Annotated in this window: 15 protein-coding genes and 2 riboswitches; of the genes, 8 read left to right on the forward strand and 7 right to left on the reverse strand. The window is 40.8% G+C overall.

The genetic code is table 11. The features are described from left to right. Positions 1–14: 14 nt before the first annotated feature. A complete protein-coding gene (gene kdpB, locus BLT91_RS08925) occupies positions 15–2,051 on the reverse strand; it encodes a potassium-transporting ATPase subunit KdpB (RefSeq protein WP_090819625.1) in 2,037 nt (678 codons plus the stop codon). A 12-nt stretch (positions 2,052–2,063) separates the two neighbouring features. Then, complete coding sequence (locus BLT91_RS08930) at positions 2,064–2,522, reverse strand: hypothetical protein (protein WP_090819628.1); 459 nt, start codon at positions 2,520–2,522, stop codon at positions 2,064–2,066. A 118-nt stretch (positions 2,523–2,640) separates the two neighbouring features. Further along, positions 2,641–2,811: riboswitch (cyclic di-AMP (ydaO/yuaA leader) on the reverse strand. Between the two features lie 404 nt (positions 2,812–3,215). On the opposite strand from BLT91_RS08930, the gene corA reads away from it, so the two are divergent. The 4 genes from corA to BLT91_RS08950 all read left to right on the forward strand — a co-directional run bounded on the left by corA (position 3,216) and on the right by BLT91_RS08950 (position 8,595). Further along, a complete protein-coding gene (gene corA / locus BLT91_RS08935) occupies positions 3,216–4,166 on the forward strand; it encodes a magnesium/cobalt transporter CorA (protein WP_090819631.1) in 951 nt (316 codons plus the stop codon). 113 nt (positions 4,167–4,279) lie between these two features. Further along, positions 4,280–4,450: riboswitch (M-box (ykoK) riboswitch) on the forward strand. A gap of 324 nt (positions 4,451–4,774) precedes the next feature. After that, a complete protein-coding gene (locus tag BLT91_RS08940; protein ID WP_090819636.1) occupies positions 4,775–6,499 on the forward strand; it encodes an ABC transporter permease in 1,725 nt (574 codons plus the stop codon). A gap of 12 nt (positions 6,500–6,511) precedes the next feature. Further along, positions 6,512–7,810, forward strand: a complete 1,299-nt coding sequence (locus BLT91_RS08945) for an ABC transporter ATP-binding protein (protein ID WP_090819639.1) — start codon at positions 6,512–6,514, stop codon at positions 7,808–7,810. Positions 7,811–8,082: 272 nt separating this feature from the next. Then, positions 8,083–8,595, forward strand: coding sequence for a hypothetical protein (locus BLT91_RS08950; protein WP_090819642.1), 513 nt, complete (start codon positions 8,083–8,085; stop codon positions 8,593–8,595). 221 nt (positions 8,596–8,816) lie between these two features. On the opposite strand, the gene BLT91_RS08955 is transcribed toward BLT91_RS08950, so the two are convergent. Both BLT91_RS08955 and BLT91_RS08960 read right to left on the reverse strand, forming a co-directional pair. Further along, positions 8,817–10,652: an APC family permease gene (locus BLT91_RS08955; protein ID WP_090819645.1), complete on the reverse strand. Its 1,836-nt coding sequence runs from the start codon at positions 10,650–10,652 to the stop codon at positions 8,817–8,819. Between the two features lie 135 nt (positions 10,653–10,787). After that, positions 10,788–11,660, reverse strand: coding sequence for an MBL fold metallo-hydrolase (locus BLT91_RS08960; protein ID WP_090819648.1), 873 nt, complete (start codon positions 11,658–11,660; stop codon positions 10,788–10,790). Between the two features lie 312 nt (positions 11,661–11,972). On the opposite strand from BLT91_RS08960, the gene BLT91_RS08965 reads away from it, so the two are divergent. From BLT91_RS08965 to BLT91_RS08975, 3 genes are read left to right on the forward strand one after another with little or no spacing between them, the layout of a single operon-like run. Beyond that, positions 11,973–13,583, forward strand: coding sequence for a spore germination protein (locus BLT91_RS08965; protein ID WP_090819651.1), 1,611 nt, complete (start codon positions 11,973–11,975; stop codon positions 13,581–13,583). 26 nt (positions 13,584–13,609) lie between these two features. After that, on the forward strand, positions 13,610–14,665 hold the full coding sequence (locus tag BLT91_RS08970; protein ID WP_090819654.1) for a Ger(x)C family spore germination protein: 1,056 nt from the start codon (positions 13,610–13,612) through the stop codon (positions 14,663–14,665). After that, positions 14,665–15,753: a GerAB/ArcD/ProY family transporter gene (locus BLT91_RS08975; protein ID WP_090819657.1), complete on the forward strand. Its 1,089-nt coding sequence runs from the start codon at positions 14,665–14,667 to the stop codon at positions 15,751–15,753. Before BLT91_RS08970 ends, BLT91_RS08975 begins: the two co-directional genes overlap by 1 nt. Before the next feature lie 48 nt (positions 15,754–15,801). Here BLT91_RS08975 and BLT91_RS08980 read toward each other — a convergent pair whose 3' ends face one another. The 3 genes from BLT91_RS08980 to BLT91_RS08995 all read right to left on the reverse strand — a co-directional run bounded on the left by BLT91_RS08980 (position 15,802) and on the right by BLT91_RS08995 (position 19,147). Beyond that, on the reverse strand, positions 15,802–16,917 hold the full coding sequence (locus tag BLT91_RS08980) for an NADH:flavin oxidoreductase (protein ID WP_090819660.1): 1,116 nt from the start codon (positions 16,915–16,917) through the stop codon (positions 15,802–15,804). A 38-nt stretch (positions 16,918–16,955) separates the two neighbouring features. After that, positions 16,956–17,993 carry an aldo/keto reductase gene (locus tag BLT91_RS08985; RefSeq protein ID WP_090819663.1) on the reverse strand — a complete coding sequence of 346 codons (1,038 nt, stop codon included), beginning with the start codon at positions 17,991–17,993 and terminating at the stop codon, positions 16,956–16,958. A gap of 494 nt (positions 17,994–18,487) precedes the next feature. After that, positions 18,488–19,147: a class I SAM-dependent methyltransferase gene (locus BLT91_RS08995; RefSeq protein ID WP_090819670.1), complete on the reverse strand. Its 660-nt coding sequence runs from the start codon at positions 19,145–19,147 to the stop codon at positions 18,488–18,490. Between the two features lie 404 nt (positions 19,148–19,551). Between BLT91_RS08995 and BLT91_RS09000 the strand changes: the two genes are divergently transcribed. Next, the coding region (locus tag BLT91_RS09000; RefSeq protein ID WP_090819673.1) for an FMN-dependent NADH-azoreductase at positions 19,552–20,020 on the forward strand (469 nt) is incomplete at its 3' end.

A 20,020-nucleotide genomic window follows, 5' to 3' on the forward strand; every position in this document is an offset into this window, starting at 1 on the left:
TATGTACCCCAGTTCTATAGATGTTCAATGAAAATATGCAGGAAAAAATCTATGACCTTGATCCCTATGAACGGAAAAATGATGCCTCCTGCTCCGTATATGGCTAAATTCCGACTTAGTAATTGATTCGCGCTCATGGGCTTGTAAGTAACGCCTTTCAATGCGACCGGAATCAAGAGCGGGATGATAACTGCGTTAAAGATGAGCGCGGAAAGCACAGCACTCGTTGGTGATTGCAAATGCATAATATTAAAAACCTGCAGCTCCGGCAGGTTGCCCGCAAACATGGCAGGTATAATGGCAAAGTATTTGGAAAAATCGTTCGCAATACTGAACGTGGTCACAGCACCGCGTGTTATGAGAAGCTGCTTGCCAATCGAAATCACATCCAGGATTTTCGTTGGATCAGAATCCAGATCGACCATATTGGCCGCCTCTTTGGCCACTGACGTTCCGCTGCTCATCGCAATGCCTACATCAGCCTGAGCTAAGGCAGGAGCGTCGTTAACCCCATCCCCCGTCATGGCGACAAGTTTACCTTCGCTTTGCTCCTCCCGGACAATCCGTAATTTATCCTCCGGTTTACTCTCGGCATAATAAGTATCAACCCCAACCTCATTCGCTATGGTTGCAGCAGTGAGTGGATTATCCCCTGTACACATAATGGTTCGAATTCCCATCTGATGCAAAGATTGCAATCGTTCGCGAATGCCCGGTTTGATCGTATCTTTCAAGTAAATAAGCCCTAGAATATAATTATCCTTGCTTACGGCAAGGGGAGTCCCGCCTTCTCTGGCAATAAAGCCGTTTATCTCCTCCAGCTCCTCAGGAATATGCCCGCCCCTTACTGTGATATAGCTGCAGATGGCGCTAACAGCCCCTTTTCGGAAAAAACTGCCGTTCAAGTTTAACCCGCTCATCCGCTCTTCAGCTGTGAAAGAAATTACTTCACCCTGATATGCTCTGAGGTCGCTTGTTATATGATGCTGCTTGGCAAGCTCTACAATGGACCGACCCTCCTGCGTGTCATCAAACAACGAAGTGAGAACGGCTGCTTCCATGAGCTGCTTCGGTGATGCGCCAGCAACGGGATAGAATGCAGAAGCCATTCGGTTGCCGAAAGTGATCGTTCCGGTTTTGTCCAGAATGACGGTGTTAATATCACCAGCTGCCTCTACGGCTCTCCCCGACTTGGCCAAGATGTTGATTCGCGTGACACGGTCAATTCCCGAGATGCCTATGGCGGACAGCAGTCCTCCAATCGTCGTTGGGATTAAGCATACGAGAAGCACAATTAACGTGGATACCTCCAAATGAACGCCAACAAATGCGGCTAATGGATACAAGGTAACCACGACGATTAAAAAGATGAATGTTAATACAGAAAGCAGGGTCGTCAATGCGATTTCATTCGGTGATTTCTGCCGTCTAGCCCCTTCCACCATCTGAACCATCCGATCAAGAAAGGAGTGGCCAGGGTCAACGGTAATTTCAACTTTAATCCAATCGCTGGTTACGATGGTCCCGCCAATCACAGCACTATGCTCACTATTCGCCTCTTTAATGACGAACGCCGACTCTCCATTAACCGAAGATTCATCGATGGCTGCAATGCCTTCCACAATCTTACCGTCTCCGGGAATGAAATCTCCCATTTCTACCAGTACAAGGTCACCTTTACGCAATTCGCTTCCGGCAACGACCTTCATGCTGCCATCTTTCGATAGCAGCTTGGCTTTTAATTCCTTTCTTGTTTTTATCAAACTATCCGCGTGTGCCTTGCCTCTTCCCTCAGCCAGCGCCTCTGCAAAGTTCGCAAATAATATCGTAAACAAGAGAATGAAGAATACATTGATGTTATAGATCATCTGATTCTCGGTGTGGAAATAATGCGGAAACAGAATTATTAAACCAATGACGAAGGTAGCCGTTTCCAGTACGAAAAGCACTGGATTTTTGATCATTAATCTTGGATTTAACTTCAGAAAACTATCTACAAGGGCTTTAATGACCATTTTTGAATGAAATGAATGCTTCAACCTTTGATTCATGAAAAAACCACCCTAGAAAGAGATATACGCTTGAGAATGGTCAAATAAATAATTTCGATCCCCTAGGAAGCTTAGTTGCTCATTACTTGCAGATGGGTGCTCAAGCTTTTCAGATAGATCCGTTAAAGCCGATTCTATTAAATGTGTTCTTACCTCTCCCCATGCCTCTTGTTTCTGATGAACGTAATGCAAACCGTCCGTAAGGGTTAGGCCTTTAATCCGCTGAAAAACAGCAGCCCACTGAACGAAATCCCCCTTCAGGTTGCAGCATGGAATCATGAATTCCCCTAAACCGTATGTTCCGAGATTTGTGGATATCGTCAGTAAACCGCAATGACAGTCAGTGCCATGTCCAGGCTGCAGCTTATCGGATAGTTCACAATCAAATCGAAAACATTCAATACGGGTAATCTTGCATTCCTTGGTACATTCATCTTCTTCTTTTAATAGAGACAGGGGGTCTGGATACATAATAGATTCACTCTCCTCAAATTTTACAACAAAAAGAAGCCTAGGAGCAGAGAATCTCTCTACTCTCGGGCTTCTTTAACAGCGTTAATAAACGAGCTGTAGAAAGCACGATAGAAGGTGGTTCTCTCCCAATACGCTTACGAGGTTAGCTGTCGGATTCGGGCTTGGAAGTGCCCTACCTCGGCAAGCAGCGCTTGCTCTGGATTCACCCCGAGAAACCGATGGTATATCTAATCGGCTTCAGGTTGGTTCCCCCGTTCCCCTTGCGGGGACTCAGCGTTTTGATTCCTGATGTGTAGTTGTTGCAACGAATGTTACGCTTTCCAGCAAATCTTGTAAAACGCTGTGGAGAGACTTATTTCGTTTCTTTTGACGTATTCAGCAAATGAAAGCGTATCCAATTATAATACACATTCATTTTCAATATAAATGCTTCAGTTTACGTCCGTTTTTGTCATTTATAGTGCCTTTCCCATTTTCCCACGACTTTTTTATAAATCAGAGGGTAAGCATTTTTATTTTATTTTTATACGTTTGCTATACATTCTTTACCCCCTTTTTATACGGTTCAACGTTACACTTATTCCCGTTATTGACACGGTGACCATCAAGCAAAGTGATTTTGCTGATTCGTTATGATAAAATTATTAGGATAAATAATAAATCTAAGTATTTAAGGAGTTCCTTTCCTATATGATTCGTTCTTTAGCAATAACAAACGATCTAGAAGTTATAAAAGACGTTCAAATAACTCAGCTTTCGAGTTCCAATATTAAATGGTATTGGGTTGACTTTAACGAACCAAGTGAAGAAGAATCCAAGCTTTTAGAAGAGCATTTTAACTTTCATCCACTTGCTATTGAAGACTGTTTTCATTTACTGCAGCGACCTAAATTAGATCACTATGAAGATGTACATTTTTTCGTTATGCATGCCATCAATCAAAAAACGCTTGCTTCTGAAGAAGTGGACTTATTTTTAGGAGAAAACTTTGTTGTAACCTTTCATTTAAACCATTCCAGGGAGATTGAAGATGCTTGGTGTAGAATAGTCGAGCAGAAAAAGGGCGTGGATAAAGGTCATTTGTATGCTTCCTATGTGGTTATGGACAAGTTAGTAGATCAATATTTTCCGAGTGTATACCAAATTGAAGATCAATTAAACGAAATCGAAAATAACGTTGATTCAAAATCCACCCAAGCACTAATGGAAGACATATTTGAAATACGTTCAAAGCTATTAAAACTACGAAGAACTATTGTGCCGATGAGAGATCTCCTTTATCGGATCCTTAATTCAGAACGAATAGAGGGTATAAATCAACTTTTGCACTACTATACAGACGTCTATGACCATTTGTTAAAGCTCTCTGAAATGATCGATTCTAACCGAGACATGACGGCAGATTTGCGGGATAGCTATATCTCCCTTAATTCCAACAGAATGAATACCATCATGAAAACATTAACCGTTATTACGACCATCTTCATGCCCTTAACGTTCATCGCTGGGATATATGGAATGAACTTTGATAACATGCCAGAGTTGAAATGGCAATGGGGTTACTTTATCGCGTTAGTGGTCATGTTCGGAATTGGTTTTGGTATGTTTATGTGGTTTAGAAAAAAAGGTTGGTTCAATTAAAACAAATCAGGCACCCTCCATAAACTCACCCCCCGCAGATTTTCACTATTTTCAAAATCTGTTTTTCTATTGACAAATAAATGCAATTAGGAGTAAACTTTCAAGGGAATTGAATATGTCCTCGTTAGGTGAGGCTCCTATACAAACATAGGCCACTGCCCGGAAATATCGAAAGATGCCAATGGGTAGAACAGGAACTGCCGGATTAAGGCTTTTCATAAGGTGGCTAAGAGCGACCGCTCTTTACGTTGTATAGTGCTAAAACTGGACTAGGGGGAATCGGTTTATTTCATTGTGAACTTATGCCCCCTGGGACCAAACCCGGGGGGCTTTCATATTTATGTACAAAGGGGGGAAACTGGAAATGGACAGTTGTAGTCGAATGCGAGTGTTGAACAGCTTTACAGCATGCTTTGCTACCAAGGAACCGTGTATTTCCACTACCAGTATGCCCTCAGTGAGTCCGAGAGTATGTTCAAGCTCTTTTTTTCTTAAGAGTTTGATTTGCTGAACAGATGAACCTGATTGTAAACTGAAAAGATGGAATATTTACGCTCTCCTCATGCAATGCTGAGGAGAGTTTTTTATTTGCAAAGGGGGTTTTCGCGATGAAATGGAATGGGTTTCTCACTATTAGCAATAAATATAAATTCGGCTTGGCAGATGTTATGGTTATTTTCATGCTCTTATCCATTCTTTATCTAACGGCCCATCTTGGTGCGGGTATGCAAGTTCCTTTATCCCAAAGTGATCAACCGACGATGAGCCTTGACCCGCATATGCTTCCTTACTACGCAGGACGATCGCTTCTCAGAATGTTTATTGCATTCGGAGCATCACTGTTATTTACATTTATTTATGGACGTATCGCTGCTAATAACCGCATTGCTGAAAAAATCATGATTCCAGCAATCGACATCTTACAGTCTGTACCAGTGCTTGGTTTCCTTTCAGCAACCGTGTTGATGTTCATGGCGTTATTTCCTGGGAGTCTGCTCGGTGTCGAATGTGCTTCGATTTTCGCCATTTTTACTGGTCAGGTTTGGAACATGACTTTCAGCTTTTATCATTCACTTAAAACAATTCCACGTCCTCTAAACGAGGCTGCAAGCATTCATCGTCTCGGCGTATGGTCTCGCTTTACAAAGCTTGAAGTGCCTTTTTCCATGATCGGATTAGTGTGGAACAGCATGATGTCATTCGGTGGAGGCTGGTTCTTTCTCGCGGCGAGTGAATCGATCAGCGTGTTGAATCAAGATATTCACTTGCCGGGAATCGGCTCTTACATGGCAATGGCCGCTGACCAAGGGAACGTAAAAGCCATTGTATATTCGATTATCACCATGGTGATCTTGATATGCCTTGTGGACCAACTGTTTTGGCGGCCACTTGTTGCATGGGCGCAAAAATTTAAGAACGAGCAATCCGAAGCAGGTGAAGTCCCGAAATCTTGGGTCTATGACATTCTAAAACGCGCAAGATTCATTCGTTATGTCAATCATTCAGTAGGAACTTTCTTTCACGACTTAACAAGTAAATTCAAACAAACACGTACCTCCATTCATTTGCCTAAACCGTCATTTCTCGTGTCTAGAATTGTGATCTGGATCATTTGGATCATCGTTATCATATTCATTGCCAAGTATGTCTATGAAGCTGTTATGGAAATCATACAGCTAAGCTGGAACGAATTACTTAGAGTTGTTGTACTCGGAATGCAAACAGCACTACGCGTATTCGTATCAACAGTTTTCGCTGTATTATGGACCGTTCCAGTGGGTGTCATGATCGGTATGAACCCTAAACTTTCAAGGGTTGCTCAGCCCATTGTACAGGTACTAGCTTCTTTTCCGGCAAATATGGCATTCCCTTTGTTTACGATTCTATACCTGAAACTTGGAGTCAGTATGAACATAGGTGCCATTCCTCTTATGATGTTGGGCACACAGTGGTACATCTTGTTTAACGTTATTGCCGGAGCGATGGCTATTCCTTCCGATTTGAAAGAAGCAGCGGCAATTTTGCGTTTGACCCGGCTACAAACATGGATGAAGTTAATATTACCGAGCGTATTTCCGTTTCTCATTACGGGATGTATTACAGCTAGTGGAGGAGCCTGGAACGCAAGTATCGTCTCCGAGCTTGTATCTTGGAAAGATAGCACTTTACAAGCATCTGGATTAGGTTCATTTATCGCCCAAGCAACAACAAAAGGAGATTGGCCCCAAATTATATGGGGAATTATTGTTATGTGCTTGATGGTTGTACTTGTAAATCGTTTGGTTTGGCGTAAGCTGTACGCGATCTCCGAAAAAAAATATCATCTGGAATAGAGGTGTTGTACCATGAAAAAAGCATTGATTCAACTTCAAAAAGTCAGCAAACGTTATGATATGCCAAACACTACGAATGTCAGCATCCTAGAAGATATACAGTTGAATATTACAGAGGGTGAGTTTGTATCCATTCTAGGGCCTTCGGGTTCAGGCAAGTCCACCCTGCTTCGGATTATTGCCGGACTTGTCCCTCCTTCTCAAGGAACAGTCTTTTATAACGGGCAAGAAGTACAAGGAACAAATCCAGGAGTAGGGATGGTTTTTCAATCCTTTGCCTTATTTCCTTGGCTCACGGTACTCGAGAACGTAAAGCTGGGACTTGAAAATAAATCATTAACGGAAACAGAAAAAATGCGCAAAGCCCTCTCTATTATTGATATGGTTGGACTCGACGGATTCGAAGGCGCATATCCCAAGGAACTTTCAGGTGGTATGAGACAACGTGTAGGCATTGGTCGCGCTCTTGTCATGGAACCAGATATTCTCTTGATGGATGAGCCTTTCTCGGCCTTAGACGTGTTAACGGCGGAGAACCTTAAACGGGATTTACTCGAATTATGGACAGAAAAGAAGATTCCAACAAAATCGATTATTATGGTCACACACAGTATTGAAGAAGCGGTCTATATGTCTGATCGGGCGATTGTCTTATCTCGTGACCCAGCTAGAGTTATAGCGGATATTTTGATTCCTATGCCTCATTGGCGTGATAAACAAGAAGCACAATTTACCGGGCTTGTTGATAAAATTTATTCCATATTGACCAAACGTGAAATAAAGCAAAATGATCATGTCGAAGAACAGAAGAAAAAGATCGAAAAGGTTCAAGAAGTACCCGCAGGTGCGTTAACAGGGTTTATAGAATTGATTGATGATCTTGGAAATACGGTTGACTTATACAAGCTAGCTGATCAATTAAGTCTTAATCTAGAGGACTTCTTGCCAATTGTCGAAGCAGCCCAGATGCTCGGTTTTGCTCACATCCAGCACGGAGATATTGAATTAACGGAAATTGGACGTCACTTTGCTGATGCCAGTGTTTTGGAAAGGAAGGATATCTTCAAAAAGCAATTGCTTCAACACGTCCCCATGATAGAGAAGATTATCTGGATTTTACATTCTAAATCTAATAATAAAATGGAACGGGAATTTTTCTTGGAAATCTTTGAAAAGCATTTTGGTTTGGAAGAAGCAGGTCATCAATTAGACATATTGATAGATTGGGGAAGATATGCTGAATTGCTAGCATACGATGAGAAAGCAAAAAATCTCTATCTTGAACACGAAACAGCTGCGACATCGGAATAGTTTTAAGCATGGAGGGTCAAATATGTTGAAGATCTCAAGATTGATGCATTATTAATTTCTGCTGTAAAGAAGCTGATTTCATCGAAGTCAGCTTCTTTGCTATGTATGACTCCGCATTTTTATTTTATTTTTATACGTTTGCTATACATTCTTTACCCCCTTTTTATACGGTTCAACGTTACAATTATTCTGTAAAGGTGACGTCGATGACCAAGCAAACTTTCTTTTTGCTGATTCGCTGTACCGACCAATGAGTCAAAAGGAGAAAATTTATGACTTCCTCTCCCCCATATTATTTAGGGTTAGTTCCCAATTTGTTAAATCCGATTCAGTTAGATTACGAGTGGTTTGGTGTCTTATGGCTGGAAGAAGATCATCATTTTCCCGTTATTGTTGGTTACTGGTTTTCTAAAGAAAGGTCCGAAATTAAACAAAATGCGATCCTATCAGGGTTTTCAAAATGGACCGAGATATCCGATCAACAGATCGTTATGAGAATGTATCAGTCCATAAGAAACAAGCAAAAAAAACAGGATTGGGAGAATCGGACTCGATTATCCATCCGTACTATTTTCAAGCCACCTTGGAATGAAGTTTCCTCAGGGTTGTATATCATAAAATCTCGGGACACATACCCCCTTCATGCTTCAGCCATACTTAAGAAGAAATTCTTTGTTTGGTTGGAGCACACAGCCGTATGTGAAACAGAGGAAGAATTTCATGAGTTCATGAAACGTGTGAATGAAGAGCATCAGATGGAGTTTATCATGAAATTCAAGCATTAGAATGATTCAAAACAACATTGACCCATTTTTTACTATAAGTAAAAAGGAGATAATCATTAGATTATAGGGAACCTTATGCCATGAACTCTTTGTTCTTTTTATATTTTTCATCATTTTGGTCTTACGTTATGAAACAAGAAACAGTCTGAGACTTGTAAAAGTCTTAGACTGTTTCTTCGATGAACTAGGTAAATTACCCTCATGTTACCTTGTCCAAATATTTAATCGTGTAAATGATAAGGTATTGTTGTAACAGCAATATCTTTTCTAGATTGGAGAGCTTTTCTTATCCGATTTGCAGATTGATTATGCAGTAAACGATGCCACCATTTTTTGGTTACAAATTGCGGAAGTAGGACCATTATATTTTTGCTTTCGGAAATGTTTGTATCGATTCGATCAATAAAATCAATCAACGGCCTAATCACTGTTCTATACCGAGATTTGAATACAACCAATCTAACACCAGGATTCCACTTTTCCCATTTTTCTTGAATTTTATCTTCATCTTCATCTGTAATAGAAACGTAAAAAGCAATGATATTGGGTGAAATCGATTTAGCGTAAATTATTGTATCTGCCACGACTCTGTGTATTCCCGCAATAGGAATGATCACGATAAGTTCATCTCTTTTTGGCAAAGGTTCATCTAAATTAATTCTTAATTCATCCGCCACATCCTCATAATGACGATAAACTTTCGAAATCATCCATAACATAATCGGACTTATCACAATAACGATCCAGGCACCCTCCATAAACTTGGTGATGCTAAATATGATCACAACGGCCAATGTAACTAAGGCCCCGAATCCATTTATTATTGACTTCTGAAACCAGCGTTTCTTCTTCTCCCTGACCCACTTTAAGACTAATCCACCTTGTGCCAAGGTAAAGGATAGGAATACCCCAATCGCATATAAAGGAATGAGTAGATCCGTCTTTCCTTCAAAAACAATAAGTAAAATGATAGATAGTATACCAAGCGTTACAATACCATAATTAAATGCTAATCTGTCTCCGCGGTTTGAAAAAACCCTTGGAAAGTTTTTATCTTGCGCCATGATAGAGGCCAAAATCGGAAACCCGTTGAAGCTTGTATTCGCGGCAAGAACCAGAATCAACATCGTAGCAATTTGTGTGATATAGTAAATAACTCCACGACCGAAAGCTTGTTCCGTGACCATTGATAAAACCGATTCGCTTCCATTCGGGTCTGGCGACACGTGATAAGCCAAGGCGAGAACTGTAACACCACCAAAAATGACAGCTAATAACAAAGCCAGTGAAATAAGCGTCATTTTAGCATTTTTTTCTGATGGTCGACGAAAGTGAGGAACAGCATTTGATATTGCTTCTATTCCTGTAACCGCCGAACAGCCAGATGAAAAGGCTTTCAACAAGACAAACAAAGTTAAACCCGAAGGCATTACTGTTGCCATTGGAATACCGTGGGGTGCAGTCGCAGCTCCCGTAAGTACATCAAAAGTTCCTTTTCCAACCAAAGCGATCATACATAAAATAAACAAATACGTTGGAAAAGCAAAAATGGTTCCAGACTCAGATGTTCCACGTAAATTAATAAAAACCATAATCACGACGAGCAGTATACATATCTCCACCGTATAAGGTACAAATTGTGGAAATGCAGATGTTATCGCAATTACACCGGCAGATATCGAAACAGCGACAGTTAAAGTGTAGTCAATTAACAAGGAGACACCGGCTAATCTCCCCCAAAACATCCCAAGATTTTCCTTAGAAACCATGTAGGCTCCGCCACCCTGAGGATAAGTATCAATCACCTGACGATAGCTAATGACGAGTATCCCAATGAGTAAGATGATAGCAATCGCAATGGGAAGAGAAAATGAAAAAGCAACAATTCCAACAGTAGCTAATTCCAGCAAAATTTGTTCGGTCCCGTAAGCAACAGAAGATAATGCATCCGAGGATAAAATCGGAAGAGCTTTCCAAACAGGCATTTTCTCAGATTCGATTTCACTTGATTTTAATGGTCTTCCGAATAAAAACTTCTTAATAGAATCTGTGGTCATCTAATAGCCTCCAAAATAAAATAATTACTTTTTCTCGCAGCAAAGATATTATTTTGACACATCGCACCGGATGTTTGAGTTACCAGCTTCCCACCGCTGATGTCAATCATCATAGAAATTTTGCTTCTCATCGCTTTATTCCAAAAAAGCCTTTGGAGAAACATACACAAAGCGTTCTCCTCTTGCTAAAACGTGACATTTCAGCCCTGGGTGTTTTTCGTTCAGCTCATCTACGAAATTCCCCGGATGTTCCGAATTTCCGGTAAAAGTCTCATAATGCAGAGGAATAACCGCATCAACGTTAATTTCCGCAGCAAGCTCCGCAGCTTCACGGTAATTCATATTGCCTACAATCCCTCGGTTCGTCCGAAAAAAGTCCCGACCATTGATCGGAAGCATGGCTAGATCGATGTCATGACCGCGCAGCAATTCAGAGAGTCCCGGATAGATGAGTGTATCCCCTGCATGATAAATTGTTACCCCATTTAACTCCACGATATAGCCAACATAACGATGCTGACCTTGCTCATTCGTTTCCAGCTCTTCATGTGCAGCAGGAATCGCCTGTATCTTCAATCTCGAGTCAAATAAAGACAAAGACCGCTCCGTATCCGCATCCCTTATTTTCGAAGGATCACATCCGATATTCAAAAGACTTTCCCTGCAAAATGCTGGAGCTATCAGTAATGCGCTTTCATTTTGTTTTACAAGTACGCTCAGCGTACCGGGGTCAAGATGGTCCTCGTGCTCGTGTGTAATCAGGCAAATATCGACATTCGTAATCTCTTCCGGCGTAAGCGGAGTCTGATATAAACGAGCGACCCCATGTGTTCTCTCTAAATAATCAGAGACGAAGGGATCGATATATATCGTAACTCCCGCTCCTTTGAGAATGATACTTTCCTGACCCAAAAACCAGATCCCGATTGTTCCAAATGGTACATTGGTGTTGTTGACTTCTTGGATTAATGAATGTCCGCTACCTTCTAGACGATCGTGCTTTTTCATCCAATTCCCTCCTGAGTATTCCGAAATTACAAGCTTTCATATGCATTGTAACAAATACATCAGCTAGATATTTGCTTAAAGTAGAAAAGATGTTGGACTTTTCCGATAATCCAACTCTCCATTAGGCTTTGCTTGCCATTAATTTGTTATCTGTCTCAGCGTTAATCCAATATGGTTAGTGTCGTGTCAATAATACCTGCCAGTTTTAATCAAATATATGATTCTCTGTTTTAGAGAAACTCTGATTCACTTCAGCAGCCGCTTCCGAATCATGAATCGCTAATTCATCATATCGCTCTATTACTTTCATATATGAATCATGCTTGTCTCCGAAAGTATCATAAATGCTTCTCCGATGCTTCTAGCCATATTTTACCTCCTTTAAATGGGAATAATTTCTGTATTTCGGTTCATAATAAGGGGAAAATATCATGGAAAGGCGGTGTTCTTATTCTAGAAAATATACATGCTGCTTTGAAAGAGGCCATAAAATCAGATGATTTTATACAGACTGTACATACAATCCATGATAATTTGTTTCATTTTTCTTATTATAATGCCTGTGTAGACCAAGGACTAATTAATCACAATTTACTGCATTCTCTTCAAATCTCAAAAGGAGAAATCAAAAATTTACATGAATTAAAAAAAGTGATTCCTATTGAGGGAATCAAGTTATCATCCAACTTGGAAGAGATTTCGCAAAGTTTGCTTATAGGATCCATTTATATTCAATTGGAACCAAATTTAAGCGAAGGGCTTTTAGTTAATATTGCGGATTTAACACGCGGATATCGAGGTAATAATGAAGCTGATAATGAATACAGCGTCATTGGTCCAAAAGTCGGTTTTGTCGAAGATTTGGATACCAACGTTAGTATACTTCGAAGAGAAATTATATCTGAAAAGCTTATGTTTGAGGAGCACATCATTGGTTCTCTTTCAAAAACGAGAGTTATGATTGTTCATTTAGATGGTATTTGCAATCCACAGCATGTAAATACGGTAAGACAAAGACTTGTAGATCTTGATTTTGACGTGATATTTGACAGTGCTATTCTTGACCAAATCATAGCAGATAACTCTAATTCACCATTCCCTTTATTTATGACATCTGAACGTTTGGATAGAATAAAAGGTAATCTTCTTAACGGGCATGTGGCTATATTAAGCAACGGTTCTCCTTATGTCATATCAGGACCTACCACTGTGTTTGATTTTTTCAAATCACCAGAAGATTATTACTTGCCATGGATTTTAGGTTCATTCTTTCGGTGCATTCGTTATATTGGAGTTGCCTATTCAATTCTTGCATCCCCCTTCTATGTTGCCGTATTAACCTTTCATTATTCGGTCATTCCACAATCTCTTTTGGGTCCGATTATCCAATCTAGAGCGGATGTTCCCTTTCCGCCTATCCTTGAAGTATTGCTCTTAGAATTAACCGTCGAGATGTTACGTGAAGCTGGAGCCAGATTGCCAACCAAAGTCGGACAAACTGTGGGGATTGTGGGCGGTATCGTACTTGGAGAAGCCGCCGTGCAAGCCGCTCTCACTAGCAATATATTAATTATTGTTGTTTCTCTTTCTGCACTCGCATCTTTTGCCACACCTACCTTCAAGATGGCTAATACCATACGCTTTCTGAGGTTTCCAATGATGGGCTTGGCGGCAGCTTGGGGCGGTTTAGGCATTATGATCGGGGTTGTGTTTCTTCTAGGCCATTTGTTGCGGTTGAAATCTTTGGGAACTCCGTACATTGTTCCAGTGTTCCCTTTTCGTTTCCGTGAATTCACAGATAGTTTTATTCGCTCCTCCCTCAGCCTTACTTTTAATCGACCTCGTTTTTTACGCCCACTCTCGTTGAAAAGATATAAGGTAAGCAAATCGAAGGATATTAGTGACGATTACAATAACGAATAAATTTCTAAGTAAGGGAAACAGAGTCAATGAAAACGTACTTACCCATTCTTTTCGTTTGCTTCCTTTTATCGGGATGCGCACAGGCACAAATTGTAGATCGGATGAAAATCATACAAAGTGTGGGTTTCGACATGCATGGAGATACAATTAGGGGCAGTCACTTGTATTCTGCGTATGAAAAGAAAGCTCGATTATTATTATTAACCACAGAAGCACAAACGATTTATGGATTACTTGCACCCTTAACTACCCAATCAGATCGCCCTGTTGCATCCGGGCAATTACGGACATTTGTCATTAGTGAAAAATTTGCAAGAAGAGGCATTTCAGAGCTTGCCAGCGCCCTTGTTCTAGATCCCCTTGTAGGTAGCCACTCGACAGTAATTATAACGAAGCAAAATGCAAGTGATATTTTATCCGAAGCTTTAAAATATCCTCCCTTTTACTTAGCAAATCTAATCAAACAAAACATGGAGAATGGGAATACGCCTTCGACAGATATCCATATATTTCTTAATCAATATTTTGGAGAAGGTCAAGATGTTTATTTACCCATCTTACATAAAGATCCAAAAGGCGTATTACAAATGGATGGTTTAGGTGTTTTTAAAGAGGATAAATTAAAGCTTACGTTAACGAATAAAGAGGGATTATATGTAAAACTGCTTAAGGATAAAACCAACATCATATTAGGTACTTATGAATTTAAATCGAAACAAAAGGATAAAATTTCATTAAAAATAATCTACGGAAACCGAAAAATCACTGTGCAGAATGAAAAAGCTGTCCTATCACTTAAACTAAATATAGAAATGCGAGATTATCCAACAAGCATAAAGACATCTGACAAAAACCAAATACTTGAACTAAAGAAACAAATCGAAAACAATTTAACAACAGAAATTACAAACATGCTGGAAAATTTTCAGAAGAATAATGTGGATCCGATTGGCTTAGGAGATCTAAATAGGAGCAAGCAAAGAAATTGGAATGAGCAAGAATTTATGAATCTGATCTACCCAAATATGAAATTTGAAGTACATATAGAAATAAAAATATTACAATTGGGAGTTGGGCATTAGTGCAGAAACTGGTTAAGGAAAATTACTTAATGTCCGGATTCTTTGCTTTTTTCTTAGTCCATGCGACTCAGAACGGCCTTAGCATTATGTTTTATCAAAATCTAATCTTTGAAGATGCCGGTCGCGATGCTTGGATTTCGATTGTCCTAACGGGTCTAAGCCTTCATTTCATCATCTGGATGATGTATAAGATGCTTGGCTATCCAGCTAAAGACGTAATTGACTTACATCGAATGATGTTTGGCAATTTCTTTGGGAATGCCATTTCCTTGCTTATGGTCGGATACTTTTTCATTTTGGCTTTAAGTGTTTTTCGGGGTTATATTGAAATTATAGAAGTTTGGATGTTTCCAACCCTTAAAACCTGGGTATTGGCACTACTATTAATTTGTATCATCTATTATCTTGTATCCGGAGGATTAAGAGTATTAACAGGATTTAGTTTATTCTCGGTTCTATTCAGTATAATAATAATGCTTTTATTATTTTTCCCTTTGCAAAATGGACAAAGAGAGAATTTATTTCCTCTATTTGATCACTCTATTCAAGATATGCTCAAATCATGTAAATCTTCTAGTATCCTATTTATTGGATTTGAAACTTTGCTTCTCTACTTCCCTTTTTTAAAATTTCCTGAAAAAAGCGCAAAATGGGCCCATTTCGGTTTACTTTCTAATACAATTCAGTATTTTATAGCAATAGTCGCAACCACTTTGTATTTTAGTCAGGGTATGATAAAACATACGAATTGGCACCTTTTGGTGATGACAAAAAGTGTTGAGTTTTCACTTATTGCAAGGTTTGAATTTATTGTCATTGGTATGTGGCTTATTATTTTAATCCCGGTGCTTTGTATCTCGATATGGAGTTGTACTAGAATTATAAAAAGAGTAACCAATCTTAAACCTCAAGTGTCTTTACTTTTTATACTAATAACATTCTTCATTGCCGCTCTTCCGTTCAACGATCGATTTAAGGCTGAAGCGCTAGGAAAATTTGTTGGTGTGTTAGGATTTTATTTTATTTACGCCTACATTCCCTTGCTATTTATCATTTACCTGATCGTTTCAAAAAGAAAAAAAGCCTAAGCAGACAACGGAGATGTCAGTCTGATTAGGTTTTTTCTACCTATACAATTACAGCAGCTTGTTCAAGAGATCAGAGGTGTACGGAATTAGCTCCTCATCCCGTCCTTCACGAATCTTTACCGCCCAAGCTGGGTCTGCCAGCATGGCGCGGCCAATAGCAGCCAGGTCAAACTCATTTCGATCAAGCCTTTCAAGCAGCTCGTCGATAACAGCATTCTCGGCTGTCGAGCTCGTGAAATCTGATTCGAGACCTACCGAGCCTACGGTGATGGTAGGCTTACCTGTCAGTTTCTTGGTCCAGCCCGCAAGATTTAGATCCGAGCTATCGAATTCGGGTTCCCAGAAACGGCGGGTCGAACAATCAAAGATATCAACACCCGCTTCCACCAACGGTGCCAGAAACCGAGCTAGCTGCTCAGGGGTTTCCGCCAGCTTTGCATCGTACGAACCCGTTTTCCACTGAGAGAATCGCAGCACAATGGGGAAATCCGGGCCAACCGCTTGACGGCAAGCCTCAATAATCTCTACGGCAAAACGGGTTCTGCCGACTAAGTCACCCCCATAGCGGTCGTTGCGTTGATTTGTTTTCTCCCAAAAGAACTGGTCAATCAAATAGCCGTGTGCGCCATGAAGCTCAACCCCGTCAAAGCCGAGTCTTTTCGCTTCGGCAGCAGCTTCCGCATAAGCCTTAATGACATCAGTAATCTCGGACTCTGTCATTGGCTCGCCTACTTTTTCGCCCATCAGATCAATTCCTGATGGGCTGATTGAAGGTGCTTCAAGATTAGGCTCAGATCTGATCCTCCGGGTTATGCCAACATGCCAAATCTGTGGAATAATCTTTCCGCCAGCTTCATGCACTTCTTTGACCACCCGTGCCCAGCCGTTCAACGCAGCTTCGCCATGGAAGTTCGGGATGTTAGGATCACCTGTTGCAGCAGGATGGTTAATTACTGTGCCTTCCGTTACGATCAGGCCAACTCCGTTCTCTGCTCGACGACGGTAATAAGCAGCTACATCCATCCCTGGCACTCCGTTTGGAGAGAAGCTTCTTGTCATCGGGGCCATCACAATACGGTTGGGTAAGGATAAATTTTTCAGTGTCAAAGGCTTAAATAGCGGCTTAACGGATTGTTTGTGAACAATCTCACTATTTTTATTCATAAGATAACCTCCTAAAATGCGTCATCAACTTGAAACGATTAGGCCCGGCGTCTTTGGGAGGCAGCCAGCCAGTCTGGAGCCCATCCTCTTTCCATATCATCTAATGTTTTCCCTGGAGCAACAATCTTATCAATAGCATCTAATATATCAGAACTCAACCTAGCATCTACGTTATTTAACGTGTCCTGAAGATGTGCAATCGTACGTGGTCCGATAATTGTAGACGTTACAGAAGGATGAGCCTGCGTAAAAGCCATAGCCATATGCGGAAGAGATAATCCCGCTTCCTTAGCTACCTCTTGCAGAAGACTAATGATTTCAAACTTCACCCGATTTTCTTCACGAGCTGGATCAACGATACTTCCTAAGTAATTTCCTTGGAAACGATGAGCACGTGAATCTTCCGGGGTGGCTTGACCTTTGGAATATTTCCCTGAAAGCAATCCTCCAGAAAGCGGACTCCATACGAGAACACCCATACCGTATTTTCTCGTAGCTTCAAGAACATCAAGTTCAATACTTCGATTCAAGATGGAATAAGGGGGTTGCTCGCTTGACAAGCGTCCAAGATTGCGTGTTTCACTAACCATATGTGCCTCAACGATTTGCCAAGCCTGAAACGTAGAGGAACCAAAATAACGAATTTTCCCTTCCTGTACAAGCTCGGTTAAGACGCTAAGTGTCTCCTCAATATCGGTTGACGGATCTGGACGATGAAGCTGATAAAGGTCAATATAGTCTGTTTGCAGCCGGCGCAAGCTATTCTCCACTTCACGTCTAATCCAAAATCGTGAATTCCCGCTTTGATTTAACCCTTTTCCCATAGGCAGTCCCACTTTTGATGTAAGCACAACCTCTTCACGTCGGCCTTTTAAAGCTTTTCCGAGAATTTCTTCTGAACCACCTGCAGAATATACGTCAGCTGTATCGATAAAGTTAATACCCTTTGCAAGAGACTCATCTACGATTTGAATGCATTCTTCCACATTGGTATTTCCCCATGCTCCAAAGTTTCCTGTACCTAAGCAATAACTGCTTACCTTAATTCCTGTACGACCCAAAACACGATATTCCATATTTAACATCTCCTTATTTTTTTAAATTATTTTTTGCATTTATTATTTTCGATAATTAAGAAGCTACTGCCACTGTCCACCACTGCGAATCTTTGCCCTTGTCAGGATTTTCGACTTTATATTTATTGGAAGCGAAATTGATAAAGCAGGATGTCTGGATGGCTTACCTTTCTGCCATAATCGCCGTAGTCATCTTATTGTGGATGATAACCTATGTACAAAAAAACTTTATTGAGCAAATTCGATTAACAGAATCATTCAGCCTCTTACGGGGAGTGGCGGAGAATTGGAAGCGGAGCAATGATAATTTGTGGCGTTTAACACTTAATCATCCTATACTTGCTAACCTCAGCAATTCTAAACCATTCGGAGTCACTTGCTTTTTGAATCTTAATTGAAAACGCTACTGCATTAAACTGCCCGATATTGAACAGGCTGCCGATGCCGGCAGTTTGTTTCTCATGTTGATATTTTCAGGGTAGTTCATTAAGATTTTATTCTTTTTGTTGAGTAACGAGGTAAAGCCTTCTCGGCATTCCGCCTTCTTCAAATTCATTAATTTGCAGGATTTTATATCCCTCTGATAATTCTTCAATCATTTCTTTGTCGAAGAAATGAACAATAAAGCCTCCGACCTCATACATTTTTTCTCCTCGATGAATACCAGTTCCAAAATGAGGGTCACTTAGGTTCCGCACAGAATAAACATTAATTCCATCTGGTTTCAAAACTCTGTTTACTTCTTGGGCTAAAAATTTAATTTCTTGAACAGTGAAAGCCATGCAAAATAACATATGTGAATAACATCCTTCAAAAAATGCATCATCAAAGGGTAGCGGGGTTTTCACATCATGTTGAAGTGCTTCAACGGAGTTGGATAAGCCAAGTTTCTGTGCTTTTTCCTTAATTGCCGAAATTCCGCTATGTGTATAATCGAGTACATGTACCTTGAAACCTTTTTGTGCAAAATAGATAGTGTCTCTTCCTTGACCTCCACCTAATTCAAGAATTGTCTTTATTCCCCGTTTTTCAAATATTTCAGCCGCTTTGACAGCAGCGTCACTTGGCACTTCACCGAACATTTCCACTCTATTTGCAAAATTGGTTTCCCAATGCGGTTGTTGCTCACCTAAAATGCCTTTATTTTGTTCCATTTTAAATGCTCCTTATTTTGTTTCTTATATTGTAATCCCAAATACGGCATACCATTAACTTTTTTTTCAATTCCTTCTTCCACTAAACTGCCCTTTACTTGAACAGGCTGCCCAGTATCCCGGCAGCATGTATATTATTGTGCTATCGTTCTGCGTTTGCTGAGCGAAGGGACTGCCGCGCGGCAGCCCCCCTATGCCCTAATTTTACCATACATCCCTCTGATATTACGACTAGCTCATTGGTTTTCTCTACTGCCCGTTCGTGTTCACCTGAGACATAGAACCAATTTATGTTGCCAACCATGTATGTGTGTGTTGTATTTATGTTGCCGGCAATATAAAATATTTTTGTTTATTCAGGAATGAATGTTCCTGAAAAAATTTCTAAAGGTGGGAACTATATTATGGCAACCGTACTTTACATTACCGCACATCCGGGCGATGCAAAATCTTCCTTCAGCTTGTCCGTCGGCCAACGATTCGTCGAAGCATACCGCGAGGCGAACCCGAACGACGAGGTCGTGCATTTGGACCCGTACAAGATGAACGTTCCGCAGCTTGACGGCGAAATTTTCGGCGCATGGGGCAAACTAAGCGAAGGAGTTCCGTTTGACCGGCTGAGCGAATCCGAGCAAGCCAAAGTCGGCCGTCTCGGGGAGCTGGTCGATCAATTCGTGGCTGCAGACAAATACATGTTCGTGAATCCGGTTTGGAATTACGGCTTTCCGCCCGTGCTTAAAGCGTATATCGACGCGGTTTGCGTCGTCGGCAAGACGTTCAAGTACGAGGCCGGCGTCGGCCCAAGAGGATTGCTGGGGGACAAGAAAGCCGCGCATATCCAAGCCAGCGGCAGCGTGCTGTCGAACGGCGCGT

It is taken from the genome of Paenibacillus sp. yr247, assembly GCF_900103825.1.
In the GTDB taxonomy this organism is placed as follows: domain Bacteria; phylum Bacillota; class Bacilli; order Paenibacillales; family NBRC-103111; genus Paenibacillus_E.

Coding starts and splice junctions, on each gene's coding strand:
- BLT91_RS08940 (WP_090819636.1), top strand. CDS start 4,775: ATGAAATGGAATGGGTTTCTCACTATTAGCAATAAATATAAATTCGGC.
- BLT91_RS08955 (WP_090819645.1), bottom strand. CDS start 10,652: ATGACCACAGATTCTATTAAGAAGTTTTTATTCGGAAGACCATTAAAA.
- BLT91_RS08970 (WP_090819654.1), top strand. CDS start 13,610: ATGAAAACGTACTTACCCATTCTTTTCGTTTGCTTCCTTTTATCGGGA.
- BLT91_RS08945 (WP_090819639.1), top strand. CDS start 6,512: ATGAAAAAAGCATTGATTCAACTTCAAAAAGTCAGCAAACGTTATGAT.
- BLT91_RS08950 (WP_090819642.1), top strand. CDS start 8,083: ATGACTTCCTCTCCCCCATATTATTTAGGGTTAGTTCCCAATTTGTTA.
- BLT91_RS08985 (WP_090819663.1), bottom strand. CDS start 17,993: ATGGAATATCGTGTTTTGGGTCGTACAGGAATTAAGGTAAGCAGTTAT.
- corA (WP_090819631.1), top strand. CDS start 3,216: ATGATTCGTTCTTTAGCAATAACAAACGATCTAGAAGTTATAAAAGAC.
- BLT91_RS08930 (WP_090819628.1), bottom strand. CDS start 2,522: ATGTATCCAGACCCCCTGTCTCTATTAAAAGAAGAAGATGAATGTACC.
- BLT91_RS08965 (WP_090819651.1), top strand. CDS start 11,973: ATGAATCATGCTTGTCTCCGAAAGTATCATAAATGCTTCTCCGATGCT.
- BLT91_RS08960 (WP_090819648.1), bottom strand. CDS start 11,660: ATGAAAAAGCACGATCGTCTAGAAGGTAGCGGACATTCATTAATCCAA.
- BLT91_RS08995 (WP_090819670.1), bottom strand. CDS start 19,147: ATGGAACAAAATAAAGGCATTTTAGGTGAGCAACAACCGCATTGGGAA.
- kdpB (WP_090819625.1), bottom strand. CDS start 2,051: ATGAATCAAAGGTTGAAGCATTCATTTCATTCAAAAATGGTCATTAAA.
- BLT91_RS08980 (WP_090819660.1), bottom strand. CDS start 16,917: ATGAATAAAAATAGTGAGATTGTTCACAAACAATCCGTTAAGCCGCTA.